Raw genomic sequence first — 15,380 nt, 5'->3', positions numbered from 1 at the left:
CAAGTTGTGCGAGTCCCTGGGCCGGGGGTCAGCGAGGTCAGCGGCGTCAACGGCGTCAACGGGCAGGACGCGCTCAGGGGGCGACGGCGAGAAAGAGGAAGGCCGCCAGGATCACCAGGTGCACCCCGCCCTGCAGGCGGGTGGAGCGGCCTGGCACCACGGTGAGCACCCCGACCACCACGGTGAGCGCGAGCAGGATCATCTGGGTCGGGCCGAGTCCGAGGATCAGGCGGGTGTCGATCCACAGCGAGGCGACCGCGATGGTCGGGATGGTCAGCCCGATGCTGGCCATCGCGGAGCCGAAGGCCAGGTTGAGGCTGACCTGCAGCCGGTTCTGCAGCGCGGCCCGGGCTGCCGACAGCGTCTCGGGCAGGAGCACCAGCAGCGCGATCACCACGCCGACGAAGGACTGCGGAAAGCCGGCCGCGGCGACGGCGTCCTCGATGGCCGGCGACTCCACCTTCGCCAGCCCCACCACCGCCACCAGCGAGACCAGCAGCAGCGCGAGGCTGAACAGCGCGGTGCGGGTCGAGGGCGGGGCGACGTGCCCGTCCTCGTCCTCAGGCGCGGTCCCAGGGCGGACGGTGACCGGTTCGGGTAGGAAGAAGTCGCGGTGCCGAACCGTCTGGGTGATGACGAACATCCCGTACAGGACCAGCGAGGCCAGCGCGGCGAAGGCCAGCTGCGCGGAGGAGAATTCCGGGCCCGGCCGGCTGGTGGTGAAGGTCGGGAACACCAGGGTGAAGGTGGCCAGGGTGACGACCGTGGCCAGGGCCGCCCCGGATCCCTCGGCGTTGAAGGAGACCAACCCGTAGCGCACCGCGCCCGCGAGCAGGGACAGCCCGACGATCCCGTTGCAGGTGATCATGACCGCGGCGAAGACGGTGTCACGCGCCAGGGTCGCGGTCTCGGGGCCGCCGGCGACCATCAACGTGACGATCAGCCCCACCTCGATGATGGTGACCGCCACGGCCAGCACCAGGGAGCCGAACGGCTCGCCGACCCGGTGTGCCACCACTTCGGCGTGGTGCACCGCGGCCAGCACCGCGCCCGCCAGCAGCGCGGTGACCAGGACGACCAGCACCGGATCGGAGTCCCGTCCCCACACCAGCGGCAACGCCAGCACGGCGAGGACGGGCACGATAGTCGTCCACGGCGGAACCGAAGCGGTGAGGCGAGCCATGTGATCACCTTCTCATCAAGGCTCATCCGTGCTGCCGGGCCGGTGGGGCATCCGGGCGGCTTGGCCGGCTAGCTCGCTGTCGAGCGGGCCTCCAGGACCGCCAGGTCGCGCGTGGCGTAGCGGTGATGCTCGACTTCCTCCTGCATCACCACGCCCAGGCAGCTGCCCACCGTGCGGGGTTCCTCCGGATAACCGGGCGCGGGCTCGCGCGTGCAGGGCCGCTGGAGTTCGTCGTCGGTGAGGCCGTCGACGATGCCTCGCACCAGCGCCATCCGGTCGGCGCGCACCTCCAGCACCTCCGCGTACGAGGGCCGGGCATCGGGGTCGATGCCGAGCTCCGCCGCGTCGGAGTAGGCGGTATGGGTCAGTCCCAGCCGGTGGTAGGGCATCGGCTCGTCCAGGACGGTACGGCTGGCCCAGGCGTCGGTGGCGAAGACCAGGTGGCGCAGCGTCTCGACGAAGGACCACTCGTCATCGACCCGTTCGTGGCGGGCCTGCTCGGGCAGCCGCTCGGCGCGGGCGACCGCCTCGGACCAGAGCCTTTCGAGGGTGTCCCACATCGCGCGGAAATCCTGGGCCGAGCGCAGCTGCTGCAACTGCGCGCGTTCGGGGTGCCGCCGGCACAGCTCGGCCTCGACGAAATCGGTCACGTCGACGTCGTTGACGACGACGTTCTCCAGGTAGCCGGACACGCTGACGCCGACCAGCCACGAGTCGACGATCTTGACCTGGCTCATGTCGCAGTCGCGGAACCGCGTGCCGGTGAGGTCACAGACCGTGAACTCCGCGCCCCGGAACGCGTCGGTGTGGGAGATGTCGCGATCACCGGCCGACCACCGGTGTGGACCGTATTGCGCCGCCATCACGCCATTGTGGCCGATCGGTCGCCGGTCAGGTAAGCCGGCCCGGCCGCCACCTTCGGCGGCGGTGTCTGCCTTTTCGGAGCGGTCAAGTCGCTGGACCGCGGGGGCGACGCGAGGCACAGTGTGCCCATGACGTCGATGCCTCGACCCGCGCAGCCTGCTCGACCCGCGCACTTGGCCAGCTCGCCCGCCAGCGCTTGCGGTGGTGCGGCGTGAATCCTGATCGCGAGGTGGTGGACCTGCTGGCTGAGCTGTCAGCGATCGACTCGGCCAACCCGTCGCTGCTGCCGGGCGCAGCGGGCGAGGGCAAGGTCGCCCAGCGCGTCGCTGACTGGGCGACGAACGCCGGCCTCGGTGTCGAGGTGCTCGAAGGCACGCCGGGACGTCCGAGTGTGTTGGTGCGCAGCCGGCCGGCCGGCGAGGGCAAGGGCCGGTCATTGATGCTGTGCGGGCACCTGGACACCGTCCCGCCGGGTGACATGGCTGATCCCTGGGAGGCGCGGATCGACGGCGACCGGATCTATGGCCGCGGCGTCTATGACATGAAGGCCGGCCTGGTCGCCGCGCTGATCGCCTGCCGGGACGCCGCCGCCGCCGGGGTCGCCGGTGAGGTCATCGTCGCCGCGGTGGCCGATGAGGAGCATGCCAGCCTCGGTGTCCAGGAGATCCTGGCGGCCGGGATCCGGGCCGATGGCGCCATCGTGACCGAACCCACCGAACTGGTGGTCGCCACCGCCCACCGCGGGTTCGTGTGGACCGAGATCGAGGTGGTCGGCAAGGCTGCTCACGGTTCGCGCCCGCATCTGGGTGTCGACGCCATCCTCAAGACCGGCCCGATCCTGGTGGCGCTGGAGGAGCTCAACCAGCGGCTGCGGGGGACTGCCCATCCGAGCCTGGGCCCGGGCACCCTGCACGGCTCACTGATCAGCGGCGGGGTGGGGGAGTCCACCATCCCGCCGTCCTGCCTGCTGACCATCGAGCGCCGCACGTTGCCCGGCGAGACGCTGGCCGACGTCGAAGCCGACATCGAGAGCCTGCTCGCCGGCTGCCGTGCCGCCGATGCCGGCCTCGAGGTCAGCGCTCGCACCACTCTGGCGCGCGAGCCGTTCGAGGTCACCGCCGGCAGCGACATCGAGCGGACGGTGGTCGCGGCGGCCGAGCGGACCCTGGGCCGGCCGGTGCCGATCGGCGGTGTCAGCTACTGGGCCGACGCGGCGTTTCTCGCCGCGGCGGGCATCCCCACCGTGCTGTTCGGCCCCAGCGGCGACGGCGCGCACGCCGCCGTCGAGTGGACCGACCTGCCCAGCACCGTGGCCTGCGCTCGCGCGCTCACCGCCACCGCGATCCAGTTCTGCCGCTGACGTGAGTTCTGCCGCTGACGTGCCGCACCCGCACTGGTACTCCCGCCCGGCCGCCCGGTCCTGGCGCACCACGCCGGCCCGGGCCGCGCTCACCTGGGCGTTTCACTCCGGGCTGCCCGGCTCCGCCGCGACCCCGCTGGCGGAGCTGCCGGCGCTGGCCGATGAGCTCGGCGTCGGCCGGGTGTTCGTCAAGGACGAGTCCTCGCGTCTGGGACTGCCGGCTTTCAAAGCTCTCGGCGCCTCCTGGGCGATCGCCCAGATCCTGGCCACTCGCGCGGGCCTGAGCGGGCCGTTGACCCTGGACGTGCTGCGCTCGGCGGCGGCCGTCGATCCGGTCACCCTGATCACCGCGACGGACGGCAACCACGGCCGGGCGGTCGCCCGGATCGCGGCGCTGCTCGGGCTGCCGGCGTGGGTGTTCGTGCCGCGGGAGGTTCCTGGCGGAGCCGTGGCGGCGATCGCTGCCGAAGGCGCGGAGGTCACCGAGGTGCCGGACAGCTATGACGTCGCCGTCAAGCACGCCGCGGCCGCGGCGGCTGATCACGCCAAAGCGGTGCTGGTGCAGGACACCGCCTGGGCGGGTTATGAGCAGATCCCGGGTTGGGTAGTCGAGGGGTACGCGACGCTGCTCGCCGAGACCGACGCCCAGCTCGCCGAGGCCGGCGCCGGCCCGCTCGGGCTGATCGCGGTTCCGGTCGGGGTGGGGTCGCTGGCCCAGGCGGTGGTCACCCATCACCGCAGCGCGGCATCGCCCGCGCCGTCGGTGCTGGGCGTCGAGCCCGAGACCGCCGCGTGCGTGCTGCACAGCCTGCTCAGCGGCGCTTTCAGCAGCATCGCGACCTCAGCGACGGTGATGGCCGGGCTGAACTGCGGCACCCCGTCACAGCTGGCCTGGCCGGTGCTGCAGGCCGGCCTGGACGCCGCGGTGGCGGTCACCGACGCCGCCGCTGAGCAGGCCGTCACCGACCTCGGCGCCTACGGGGTGTCGTCCGGTCCCAGCGGGGCATCCACCCTCGCCGGCGCCCGGGCCGCACTGACCGGCGCCGGCGCGGACCGACGCCGGGCGGATCTCGGTCTCGGCGCGGACAGCGTCGCGGTGCTGCTCAGCACCGAAGGCCGCGACTCCACCCGCTCCCCGGCGTCCGGTTCGTAGCCGGACTCCGGCAAATCCGGAGACGTGGCCGTCGCCCGGAGCGGGCATCCTGTCCGCTAGGGCGGGCAGCACTGCTCGCCTCTGGGGGCGGCGCGGTCGGGCCGAGCTGCCTCGCCGGCGGGCTTGCCGCGGCGTGCGCGCCTGCGAGTGTGAGCCCTAAGCATAGGAGAACCTGTTGACACACCTCGACGAGGCAGCGGCCCCGCTCTGGGCGATGGCCCATCTCGGCACTCCGATGGCCGTCCGCGTGGCGGCGACGCTGCGCATCGCCGACCACATCGCCGCCGGCCTGCGCAGCGCGGCGGAACTGGCCGCCGCGACCGGCGCCGACCCCGACGCCGTCGAGCGGCTGCTGCGCTACCTTGCCGTCCGGGGCGTGTTCAGCCTGGACGAGGCCGGCAGCTACACGCTGACCCCGCTGGGTGAGCCGCTGCGCAGCGATCATCCGGCCAGCGTGCGATCGGGCCTGGACATCGAGGGCGTCGGGCGTTCGGAACTGGCGTTCGTCCACCTGCTGCACAGCATCCGCACTGGCGAGGCGGCCTTCGCCCAGCTGTTCGGCCATGACTTCTGGCAGGACCTGGCAGCCGATCCGGCCCGCCGCGAGGCCTTCACCGGCTTGATGCACTCGATGGTGCGGTCGCGGACCTCGCAGATCCTCTCCGGCTACGATTGGGGCTCGCTCAGCCGGCTGGTAGACGTCGGCGGCGGCAACGGCGCGATGCTGGTCGCCCTGCTCACCCGCTACCCGCAGCTGCGCGGCACGCTGGTCGATCTGGCCGAGAACACCGACGACGCTCGGAAGGCGCTGGTCGCGGCGGGGCTCGCCGACCGCAGCGAGGTGGTGCCCGGCAGTTTCTTCGACCCGCTGCCGGCCGGCGCTGACGGATACCTGCTGTCGCTGATCCTGCACGACTGGAACGACAAGCTCGCTGGCCAGATCCTGCGGCGCTGCGCCGAGGCGGCCGGGAGTTCCGGCCGGGTGTTCGTGGTGGAGGAGGTCGGCGCGGACAACGACCGGCCGCACACCGGCATGGACCTGCGGATGCTGGCTCTCTACGGCGGCAAGGAACGCCGGCTCGCCCAACTCAGCGCACTGGCCCTGGACGCCGGGCTGACGGTGGCCGCCACGCACCCGGCCGGGGCCTTCTCCATCGTGGAGCTGCGCGCTGCCGATCAGGTTCGGGCGGAGCGGCGCGACCCGCCTGAGCCGGCCTGAGCGAGCCGGCCTGAGCGAGCCGGCATGAGAAGGCCGGCATAGAAAAAAGAGGGTGGCCGTGGAATCGAAACCCACGGCCACCCTCTCTGCCTCCGATCGGTCTGCCCGGTCACCCTCCAGGACCCAGGCAAGCCCGATGGCGGCCTCACCGCAGCCGCACCGGCAACTCCGTCAGTCCGTGCATGATCAGGCTGACCCGCCAGTCCAATTTCTCCGGCGGCACGTCCAACCGCACGTCCGGATAGCGGGCCAGCAGCGACCTGATGGCGATGCCGCCCTCCAGCCGGGCGAGCGGGGCGCCGAGGCAGTGGTGGATCCCGTAGCCGAAGGCCACCTGGGGGTTGTTCCGGCGGGACAGGTCCAGTTGGTCTGCCTGGGCAAAACGCTGCGGGTCCCGGTTCGCCCCCAGCAGCGACACGATGACCGATGAGCCGGCCGGGATGGTCACTCCGGCGATCCGGACGTCTTCGGTGGCGTAGCGCATCGCCGCCTGCACCGGGCTCTCGTACCGCAGGAGCTCCTCGACCGCGCTGGGGATCAGGGCCGGGTCGGCGCGCAGCCGCTCCAGTTGATTGGAATGGGTGAGCAATGCCAGGCTGCCATTGGCGATCAGGTTGACCGTGGTCTCCTGGCCGGCGATCAGCAGCAGGAACACCATCGATGTCAGCTCGTTCTCGGTCAGCCGGTCCTCGCCGTCGCGCACCGCGACCAGCGCCGAGAGCAGATCATCCTTGGGCTCGCGGCGTTTGAGCTCCAGCAGCGACCGGGTGTAGTGCAGCATCTCGGTGCCGGCTGCCACTAGCTCCCGCGTCGGCAGCGCGCTGGTCGTCAGCGCGGTCGTCCAGCCATGGAAGGCGTTGACCTGCTCGTCGGGCACCCCGAGCAGCTCGGTGAGGACCCGGATCGGCAGCGGGATTGCCAGCGCCTGGACCAGGTCGACCTGGTCCAGCTCAGACATCGCCTCGAGCAGCTCGCCGGTGATCTGCTCCACCCGCGGGCGCATCGCCTCCATCCGGCGGCGGGTGAACGCCGAGGAGATGAGGCGGCGCAACCGGGTGTGGTCCGGAGGGTCACGGTTGAGCATCTGGCTGTTCATGCCCAGCTCCAGCTCCTCGGGCAACCGCCTGCCCGCGCCGATGGCGCCGGTCCGCCCCTGCAGCCGGGGGTCGACCAGTGCCTTGCGAACCGCTTGATATCCGGTCACCAGCCAGCCGGTGCTACCAGAGGGCAAGGTGACTTGATGCACCGCGTTGTCGCCCTGCAGCCGCGCGTACGCGGCGTGCCGTTCGGCAGCGCCTTCCAGCAAGAAGTGGGCGGTGAGCAGATTCTCGGTCATGCCCGCCATCGTCTCGTCAGCGCGTCACGGAGAGCACTTCGCACGTGCCGATCACGCGCCCCGGGCCTCTCGCCAATGGCTAACGCTGGTACAAAAGGTTAAAATACCGCTTCGATTTCGGATAGGCCCGGCATCACCGTGCGTCCAGTCGACGGTGGCCGTTGCCGCCGATCGAAGGGAGCTCGAGATGGCGGAGGCAGAACGCGCAGCCCGAGCAGCCGGCCAGTCCTACGCCGCTGAGAATCGGGCGCAGCTGAAAGCGATGCGCCCGTCCCGGTTCGGGATGTTCCGCCGGCTGCTGAGCCGGTTGGGCCGCGCCGGCCGGTGAGGTTGGGCTCCAACGCAGTCCGGCGTGGTCGCATCTTGGAGGATGCGGCCACGCCGGACCGGTTCTTGCTGTCGTGCTACATCACGCCTGCCTGGGTCAGGCGCCGGCCGGCTCCGGAGTCCGCACCGGCTCAGGAGTTCCCACCGGCTCCTTGACCGCCGAGGCATCGGCGCCAGCGTCGACCCTGGTACCGGCGTTGAAGGACGCTCGGACCGTGTCGCGCTCCTTCCACAGGTGGTAGACCGCGATGGCGAACACGATCGAGCCGACCAGGTTGGCCAGGCCGTGCCACCAGATCCGGTAGGTCCACAGCCCCGGTCCGGCCGGCAGCGCGCCGAACCAGGTCGACAGGCCCCACGCCCGGCTCGCGCCGAAGACGATCGAGAGCGTCAACACCACGTGCTCCACGCCGTGGATACCCTGCATCCAGACGCCCATCTTGCCCCAGCGGCGGGCCTGGGACCTGTGGACCCGCGCCGTGATCAGCACCACGCCGGCCAGGCCGGCCAGGAAGATGAAGTTGCCGACCAGATGCAGGATCTCCATGCCCAGCGAGGGCTTCGAGTGGTCGATCTGACCGTAGCCCCTGGCCAGGCTGTCGCCCCACGGCGTCATCCAGGGCTTGGACTCGGGATTGGCGATCCAGTAGGCGGATTGCGCGACGTGCTCCTGCACGTGGCCGACCTGGCCTACCAGGCCGATCCCGATCACGCCGGCGGCGCCCCAGAACACCCCGGGCCGCACCCCCCTGCGGTTGGCTACGGCCAGCATGGCGACCGCGCCCCACATGGCCACCGCCCACCCGAGCAGCAGTACCGCTCCGATGGTGTCCCATGCCGACACCGAATGATGCATGTTGCCCATCGCAGTCCTCCTAGACTCCGGCTGAGGCTCTCCCTGAGAGGGCAAGCCCCTGGTTTGCTGGATCTCTGGCACTGGACGCTGGCTGGCTGGACCACTAGATACCGCTGAGATCTAAGAGAATTGTTGGGGACATATCCCCTCGCTGTCTTCCTTGGGCTTGCTCTTTAGGCAGCGAATTCGTCTAGCGTGGAAGTTGCCGCGGCAGTCAGCGTTTTGAACCCGATACCGGTATGGGGTACCCTGGAGGGTGGGGAAGCGTCAGCAGCTGAGGGAGTCTTCACGTGCCAGAGCAGGACCAGCACCCGCCGGGATATTCGACCACCAAGGACGCCCACCTCAAACGGCTGCGCCGGATCGAGGGGCAGGTGCGAGGCCTGCAGCGGATGGTCGAGGCCGACACCTACTGCATAGATGTGCTCACCCAGGTCGCGGCCGCCACCAAGGCGCTGGAGGCGGTGGCCCTGTCACTGCTGGAGGAGCACCTCGGGCACTGCGTGGCGGGCGCCATCCAGGCTGGCGGTCAGGATGCCGAGGACAAGGTCAAGGAAGCCTCGGCCGCCATCGCCCGGCTGGTGCGCTCCTGACCGGCCAGCCAGCGCCGGGCATATCGATCAAGGCAATTACTTAGGAGGACAGTGTGACCAGCTCCACCTACCAGGTGGCCGGCATGACCTGCGGCCACTGCGTCAATGCGGTCAGCAGCGAACTCAAAAGCATCGACGGGGTGTCCGACGTGGCGGTCGATCTCGACCCGGCAGGCGTCTCCGCCGTCACCGTGACCAGCGCGCAGCCGTTGCGCCCGGAGCAGGTGAACGCCGCGCTGGACGAGGCCGGCGATTACCGCCTGGTCGAAGGCTGACCCTTTCGTGACTCTCGGACACCGCCCCGGCCCGGTCGGGGAACTGCCCGGCGCGGACGCCCCAACGGCCGCGCCCGGTCACGCCGTCGAACTGAACATCGGCGGGATGACCTGCGCGTCCTGCGCGGCGCGGGTGGAGAAGAAGCTGAACAAGCTGGCCGGCGTCACCGCCAGCGTCAACTACGCCACCGAGACCGCCAAGGTCCGCTTTCCCGACAGCGTCACCGAGGCCGAGCTGATCGCCACCGTCGAAGCCACTGGCTACACCGCGACGCTGCCGCGCCCGTCCCGAGCCCCGGACGCCGAGCCCAACGCCCAGCCCGACTCCGACACCGCTCAGCTCAGGCAGCGGCTGCTGGTCTCGGCCGCGCTGGCCGCGCCGGTGCTGGTGCTGGCCATGATCCCGTTTCTGCAGTTCGACTATTGGCAATGGGCCTCGCTGACTCTGGCCGCGCCGGTCGTCGTGTGGGGCGGCTGGCCGTTTCACCGGGCCGCGCTGGCCAACGCCCGGCATCGGGCCGCCACCATGGACACCCTCATCTCACTCGGGGTGAGCGCGGCGTTCCTGTGGTCGTTGTGGGCGCTGTTCCTCGGCGATGCCGGCATGCCCGGCATGCGTATGGACTTCACCCTGCTACCGGCTCGCGGCGGCGCCGATGAGATCTATCTCGAGGTCGCCTCGGTGGTCACGGTGTTCCTGCTCGCCGGACGGTACTTCGAGGCGCGCGCCAAGAAGCAGTCCGGCGCGGCGCTGCGCGCGCTGCTCGACCTCGGGGCCAAGGACGTCACGGTACTGCGCGCCGACACCGGCGCCGAACAGCGGATCCCGATCGGCCAGCTCGCCGCCGGGGACGTGTTCGTGGTGCGGCCCGGTGAGAAGATCGCCACCGACGGCATCGTTCTAGAGGGAAGCTCGGCGGTGGATGCCTCGCTGCTGACGGGTGAATCCGTGCCGGTCGAGGTCGGCGCCGGTGACAGCGTGGTCGGCGCGACCCTGAACTCCGGTGGCCGGCTGGTGGTCCGCGCCAACCGTGTCGGCTCTGACACCCAGCTGGCCCAGATCGCGCGCCTGGTCACCGAGGCCCAGAACGGAAAGGCCGAGGTGCAGCGGCTGGCCGACCGGGTGTCGGCGGTCTTCGTGCCGATCGTCATCGGCCTGTCACTGCTCACCCTGCTGGCCTGGCTTCTCTCCGGCGCCAGCTCGGCCACCGCGTTCGCCGCGGCTGTCGCGGTGCTGATCATCGCCTGCCCGTGCGCGCTGGGCCTGGCCACTCCCACCGCGCTGCTGGTCGGCACCGGCCGCGGCGCGCAGCTCGGCATCCTGCTCAGGGGCCCTCAGGTTCTGGAGTCGACCCGGCGCATCGACACGATCGTGCTGGACAAGACCGGCACCGTCACCACCGGGCGGATGAGCGTGACGGGCGTGTTCCTGGCCCCGGGCGCCGACGCCGATCAGCTGCTGCGACTGGCCGGCGCGCTGGAGGCTGCCTCGGAGCACCCGATCGCGCGCGCGGTCGCCGCGCACGCCCTCGACAAGGTCGGCGCGCCGCTGGGCGCGGTGTCGGAATTCCGCAACCACGAGGGACTCGGGGTGTCCGGCGTGGTAGCCGGTCATGCGGTCGTCGCCGGCCGGCAGCGCTGGCTGCAGGAACAGCACGCGATGACCATGCCGGCCGAGCTGACCGCGGCCGCCGAGCACGCGCACAGTCTCGGGCAGACCGTGGTCTGGGTTGGTTGGGACTCCCGGGTGCGAGCCGCCATCGCCGTCGCGGACACCGTCAAGGCGAGTTCGGCCGCCGCCGTGCGCGAGTTCCTCGAGCTGGGGCTGAAGCCGGTGCTGCTGACCGGTGACAACCGCCGGGCCGCCGAGGCGGTTGCGGCCCAGGTCGGGATCTCCGAGGTGATCGCCGAGGTGCTGCCAGCCGGCAAGGTCGCGGTCGTGCGCGAGCTGCGGGAGCGGGGGCAGCGGGTGGCCATGGTCGGCGATGGCGTCAACGACGCCGCGGCGCTGGCGGCGGCCGACCTCGGCCTGGCCATCGGAACCGGCGCTGACGTCGCCATCCAGGCCGCTGACCTGACTTTGGTGCGTGGCGACCTGCGGACCGCGGCCGATGCCATCAGGCTGTCCCGCGCGACGCTGAAGACCATCAAGACCAACCTGTTCTGGGCGTTCGCCTACAACATCGCGGCGCTGCCGCTGGCCGCCTTCGGGCTGCTCAACCCGCTCATCGCCGGCGCGGCGATGGCGGCGAGCTCGGTGTTCGTCGTCTCCAACAGCCTGCGGTTGCGGCGTTTCGAACCGCGCGCCCGGACGGCGGCCGCGTGAAGCTGACCGAGCTGCGCGGGCGCCGGGTGGTGGTGTGGGGCACCGGTCGCGAGGCGATTGCGGCCGTGAAGGCGATTGCCCCGATGCGACCGGCCGAACTGATCGCGGTGCAGGACCAGGAGACGTTCCTGGCCGGCGGCGCCGGCTGGGCGGAGCTGGCCGGTTCGGTGCCGCTGCGCACCGGCGCCGAGGCCCATGCCGCGATCCTGGAGGCGCAGGTGCTGGTGCGCTCGCCCGGTGTGGCGCAGACGCATCCCTGGCTGATGGAGGCCCGCTCGCGCGGGGTGCGGGTCACCGGCGGAACGGCGCTGTGGATGGCCGATAACGCGGCGGGAGCCATCGGCGTGACGGGCAGCAAGGGCAAGAGCACCACCGCGACGCTCATCTCCCACCTGTTGACGGCGACGGGACGGCCCAACGTGCTCGGCGGCAACATCGGCACGGCGGCGCTGGCGCTGCCCGAGAGCGAGCTCTACGTCCTGGAGCTGTCGATGTACCAGTGCGCCGACCTGGAGGACTCACCACGAACCGCGGTGCTCACCTCGCTCTACCCAGAGCACCTGGACTGGAGCGGCGGAGAGCGGGAGTACTACCGGGACAAGCTCAACCTCATCGCGCACGGTCCCGAGCGCGTGGTGTTCAACTCCCACGACCAGCGCCTGACGACGGAGTTGCGCGCGTTCGGTCCCGATCTGCCGACCAGCCCGGTCGGCGGCCCGGACAGCTTTCGCGTGGCCCCGGGGGCGGGCGGGGAGCCCTGGATCCACCTCGGCGCCGAGCCGCTGCTGCCCCGGGCCGCGCTGCCCCTGGTCGGGCGGCACAACGAGAGCAACCTGTGCGTCGCCCTCGGAGCGTTGCAGGCGGTAGGAGTCGACTGCCTGGCGCAGCGGGACGCGCTGGTCGCCGGCCTGAGCGGCTTCGCCCCGCTCGCGCACCGGCTGATGCCGATCGAGGACCCGTCCGGGATAACCTTCGTCGACGACTCGATCTCGACCATCCCAGAATCGGCGATCCACGCGATCGAGGCCTTCGCGGACCGGCCGCTGACGGTGATAGTCGGCGGCCAGGACCGCGGTGTGGATTACAGTCCGCTGCGCGATTTCCTGCATTCCCAGCAGATCGTCGCCACCGTCATCGCGATCCCGGACAGCGGTGAGCGGATCCTGCAGGAGATCGCCGACGTGCCGACCCTGCTGACGCTGAGTGCTGAGGACCTGGCCGCCGCGGTCCGGCTGGCCCGCCGGCACACCCCGGCGGGCGGGGTGGTGCTGCTGTCGCCGGCGGCGCCGAGCTACGGCCGGTTCGACAACTACGAGCACCGGTCACGGGTGTTCGCCGAGGCTATCGCCCAGACCGCGCCGCCGGCTGCCGCCGATCCCGGCTGACAGCCACCGGCGCCGGCCGGATCGAGCAACCTAGGAGCTCGTGGGCGCCGCGCCCGTCAAGCCTTTCAGCGACTGGAGAAAGCTCTCAGGCGCGTAGCTCGGGCCCTGCCGCTCCAGCACCTCTGACCACGGTGGCAGCGGCCCGTCGATCTCGGTGAGCAGTCGCTGAACCACCACCGCGTCGCGCCACGACGGCAGCTCGCCGAGCCGGAGCACCGCGGCCCGGGACTCCTCGATCTCGCCGACGCACTCGAACGGCTTGTGGCTTCCGATGCCCAGCAGGGCTCGGTATCCGGGCAGCTGGGCCTCGTCCTGGAGGAGATTGGCGCCGAAGATGGCGACCATCCGCTCGACGCCGGCGAACGGGGCCAGCGCCAGGAAGACGAACCGGCACTTGGGGCAGTCCCGGCACCAGCGCCGCGTCGCCTGGCGGTCGATCGTGTACGCGTTGTTGCAACTGGTCAGCACGTCGTCATAGGCGGTGCTCGCGCAGAACAGCCGCGCGATCTGCATCTCATTGAGGTGGCGCAGCAGGGAGAAGTACAGCCCGCTCACTCCGAGCCGGCTGCGCAGGGCCGCCTGCAGCGCAAGCTCGGCCTCGGCGGACTTCGACCACTGGTGATTGACGGGCTCACCAAGCCAGTGCAGGTTGGGCGAGGACGCCGAGGACTCGTTGGACATCACCACCGGGCCGAGACCGTGCAGCACGCTGCAGGCCACCGCGATCAGTGAATTGACCGCAGTCACCGGGACATGGCCGTTGTAGACGCCCTGGCGGTTCAGCTGGAACAGCCGTTGGTCCAGCGTGCGAGTCACCTTGAGCAGCTTCAGGCCGGAGGCGCGGACGACCGCGTCGATGATGTGGTTGGGGTTCACCGCAAAGGCGACCGGAGCGCGTCCCGACCGCATCATCGCCTCGGTGCTGACAATGGAGTCCTTGCCGCCGCCGCAGGGCACCAGAGGCGGCGAATCGGCTGAGAACCATGAGGCATCGCCGCGTTCGACCGGAGCCAGGACCGGCTCGACCCCGCCGGCGGTGAACCGGGTGCTCAGCACGGCTGGCAGGTCGTTCTGGTACGCGAACTCGCGCAGGCCGTGCAGGTACACCGCCCGGACGTAGTCCAGCTCGGCAGCTGTGAAGGCAGCTGCTCCGAGGTCGATCACCGGCGGGGCCGCGGTCTTGTAGTAGCTGACCCCGGCGACGGCGTGCAGCAGCCGCAGCACCGCAGAAAACGCCTCGCGCCGCTCCTGACTCAGCTCGTGCGGCGGCGCGGGGAACCGCAGCCGCTCGGTGAAGGTGATCGGGGCGCCGCTGCCACCGCGGAGCTGGTAGTCCAGAGCCACCTCGCCCGATGAGGCGTCGATCCGCAGGTCCGCGAAGTGGAACACCGTGTGATCCAGCGGAACGGCGGGATCCGGAACCGGGTGGTCCGGCGCGACAGTCACCGCGGCTGGCGGCGACTGCGGCTGGTTGCTCATTGGGTTCACTTTACAGTGGGAGGTCGCGGCGCAGTCGGCGTGACCCGCGTCGCTGGCGGCCTCGATGCCACGGAAGAATCCACTTCTGGCAGTAGGCCGGGCTGACCGGTGAGCACGACTGACCCGAGTGTGTCGCGGGGAGTTCGGAGGAGTGGGTAATGAGCGTGCAGGTCGGCACGTCGGGGTGGAGTTATCCCCACTGGGACGGCGTGCTGTACCCGCCCGGCACCCCGGCCGCATCCAGGCTGGCCCTCTACACCCGCCAGTTCGCGACCGTCGAGCTCAACGCCAGCTTCTACCGCTGGCCGGCCGACCGGACGTTCGCGAGTTGGCAGGCGCGGCTGCCGCCCGGGTTTCAGCTGTCGGTGAAGGCAGCGCGCGGCCTGACCCACGGCAAGCGGCTGTACGCGCCGGAGGCCTGGATAGGCCGGATGGCCTCCTGCTGGCATCAGCTCGGCGCGCGGCGTGGCGTGCTGCTGGTGCAGCTGGCACCCGGTCACGCGCGTGACGACGCCCGGCTGGAGTACTTCCTCGCCCAGCTGCCGGGCTGGATGCGCGTCGCGGTGGAGTTCCGGCATCCGAGCTGGCAGGACGAGGCGGTCTTCGCCTTGCTGGAACGGCGCGGCGCGGCCTATTGCGTGATGAGCGGCGCGAACCTGCCCTGCGTGCTGCGCGCCACAGCGGATTTCGTCTACGTCCGGATGCACGGCCCGGATCACCAGCATCTCTACGGTGGTTCCTACTCCGACGCGGACCTGGGCTGGTGGAGCCAGCGCATCCGGGAGTGGGAGGCCGGCGGCCGGGACGTTTACGTGTACTTCAACAACGACGGGGCTGGTCACGCGGTCCGCAATGCCACCTCCCTGCGCCGCCTGCTCGGACAGTGAGCCGTGCCGAAGTGGCCGCCGTCGGCGCCTACGCGTTCCTCGACCTGACTGCGCTGGGTCGCCAGGAGGAGTGGGCGGAGCCCAAGGGCCGGGTTGCCAGGACGCGGAGCGCTGTGCCGGACTTCACAGGCTAGCGC

General features: G+C 70.9%; 14 protein-coding genes. 9 read left to right on the top strand and 5 right to left on the bottom strand.

Annotation, left to right across the window (positions count from 1 at the left end; all coding sequences use genetic code 11):
• Positions 1-73: 73 nt before the first annotated feature.
• Together VF557_08875 and VF557_08870 are read right to left on the bottom strand one after the other, a co-directional pair.
• Entirely contained in the window at positions 74-1,183 is a 1,110-nt protein-coding gene (locus VF557_08875) for a hypothetical protein (protein ID HEX8080310.1), read from the bottom strand.
• Between the two features lie 68 nt (positions 1,184-1,251).
• On the bottom strand, positions 1,252-2,046 hold the full coding sequence (locus VF557_08870; protein HEX8080309.1) for a DinB family protein: 795 nt from the start codon (positions 2,044-2,046) through the stop codon (positions 1,252-1,254).
• A gap of 212 nt (positions 2,047-2,258) precedes the next feature.
• On the opposite strand from VF557_08870, the gene VF557_08865 reads away from it, so the two are divergent.
• The 3 genes from VF557_08865 (at position 2,259) to VF557_08855 (ending at position 5,779) form a co-directional block, all read left to right on the top strand.
• Positions 2,259-3,407 carry a M20/M25/M40 family metallo-hydrolase gene (locus VF557_08865; GenBank protein HEX8080308.1) on the top strand — a complete coding sequence of 383 codons (1,149 nt, stop codon included), beginning with the start codon at positions 2,259-2,261 and terminating at the stop codon, positions 3,405-3,407.
• Position 3,408: 1 nt separating this feature from the next.
• Positions 3,409-4,560 (top strand): diaminopropionate ammonia-lyase, encoded by a 1,152-nt coding sequence (locus VF557_08860; protein HEX8080307.1) that lies wholly within the window; start codon positions 3,409-3,411, stop codon positions 4,558-4,560.
• Positions 4,561-4,735: 175 nt separating this feature from the next.
• Positions 4,736-5,779: a methyltransferase gene (locus tag VF557_08855; GenBank protein ID HEX8080306.1), complete on the top strand. Its 1,044-nt coding sequence runs from the start codon at positions 4,736-4,738 to the stop codon at positions 5,777-5,779.
• A 145-nt stretch (positions 5,780-5,924) separates the two neighbouring features.
• On the opposite strand, the gene VF557_08850 is transcribed toward VF557_08855, so the two are convergent.
• The gene (locus VF557_08850; protein HEX8080305.1) at positions 5,925-7,115 is read right to left on the bottom strand and encodes a cytochrome P450; all 1,191 of its coding nucleotides are present in this window, start codon (positions 7,113-7,115) and stop codon (positions 5,925-5,927) included.
• A 187-nt stretch (positions 7,116-7,302) separates the two neighbouring features.
• Between VF557_08850 and VF557_08845 the strand changes: the two genes are divergently transcribed.
• Positions 7,303-7,443, top strand: coding sequence for a hypothetical protein (locus tag VF557_08845; protein HEX8080304.1), 141 nt, complete (start codon positions 7,303-7,305; stop codon positions 7,441-7,443).
• A 96-nt stretch (positions 7,444-7,539) separates the two neighbouring features.
• On the opposite strand, the gene VF557_08840 is transcribed toward VF557_08845, so the two are convergent.
• Positions 7,540-8,307, bottom strand: coding sequence for a DUF6008 family protein (locus tag VF557_08840; protein ID HEX8080303.1), 768 nt, complete (start codon positions 8,305-8,307; stop codon positions 7,540-7,542).
• Between the two features lie 281 nt (positions 8,308-8,588).
• Here VF557_08840 and VF557_08835 point away from each other — a divergent pair, with 281 nt between their 5' ends.
• Genes VF557_08835 through murD form a run of 4 tightly spaced genes read left to right on the top strand, consistent with a single transcriptional unit; the run spans position 8,589 to position 12,877 of the window.
• The gene (locus VF557_08835) at positions 8,589-8,891 is read left to right on the top strand and encodes a metal-sensitive transcriptional regulator (protein ID HEX8080302.1); all 303 of its coding nucleotides are present in this window, start codon (positions 8,589-8,591) and stop codon (positions 8,889-8,891) included.
• Positions 8,892-8,944: 53 nt separating this feature from the next.
• On the top strand, positions 8,945-9,166 hold the full coding sequence (locus VF557_08830; GenBank protein HEX8080301.1) for a heavy-metal-associated domain-containing protein: 222 nt from the start codon (positions 8,945-8,947) through the stop codon (positions 9,164-9,166).
• 7 nt (positions 9,167-9,173) lie between these two features.
• Positions 9,174-11,492: a heavy metal translocating P-type ATPase gene (locus tag VF557_08825; protein HEX8080300.1), complete on the top strand. Its 2,319-nt coding sequence runs from the start codon at positions 9,174-9,176 to the stop codon at positions 11,490-11,492.
• Positions 11,489-12,877, top strand: a complete 1,389-nt coding sequence (gene murD / locus VF557_08820; protein HEX8080299.1) for a UDP-N-acetylmuramoyl-L-alanine--D-glutamate ligase — start codon at positions 11,489-11,491, stop codon at positions 12,875-12,877. Before VF557_08825 ends, murD begins: the two co-directional genes overlap by 4 nt.
• A gap of 30 nt (positions 12,878-12,907) precedes the next feature.
• Here murD and VF557_08815 read toward each other — a convergent pair whose 3' ends face one another.
• Positions 12,908-14,356, bottom strand: a complete 1,449-nt coding sequence (locus VF557_08815) for a hypothetical protein (protein ID HEX8080298.1) — start codon at positions 14,354-14,356, stop codon at positions 12,908-12,910.
• Positions 14,357-14,514: 158 nt separating this feature from the next.
• On the opposite strand from VF557_08815, the gene VF557_08810 reads away from it, so the two are divergent.
• The gene (locus VF557_08810; protein HEX8080297.1) at positions 14,515-15,243 is read left to right on the top strand and encodes a DUF72 domain-containing protein; all 729 of its coding nucleotides are present in this window, start codon (positions 14,515-14,517) and stop codon (positions 15,241-15,243) included.
• Positions 15,244-15,380: the final 137 nt, after the last annotated feature.

It is taken from the genome of Jatrophihabitans sp. (genome assembly GCA_036389035.1).
In the GTDB taxonomy this organism is placed as follows: Bacteria; Actinomycetota; Actinomycetes; order Mycobacteriales; family Jatrophihabitantaceae; genus Jatrophihabitans_A.
This window is presented reverse-complemented; position numbering and strand designations above follow the sequence as displayed.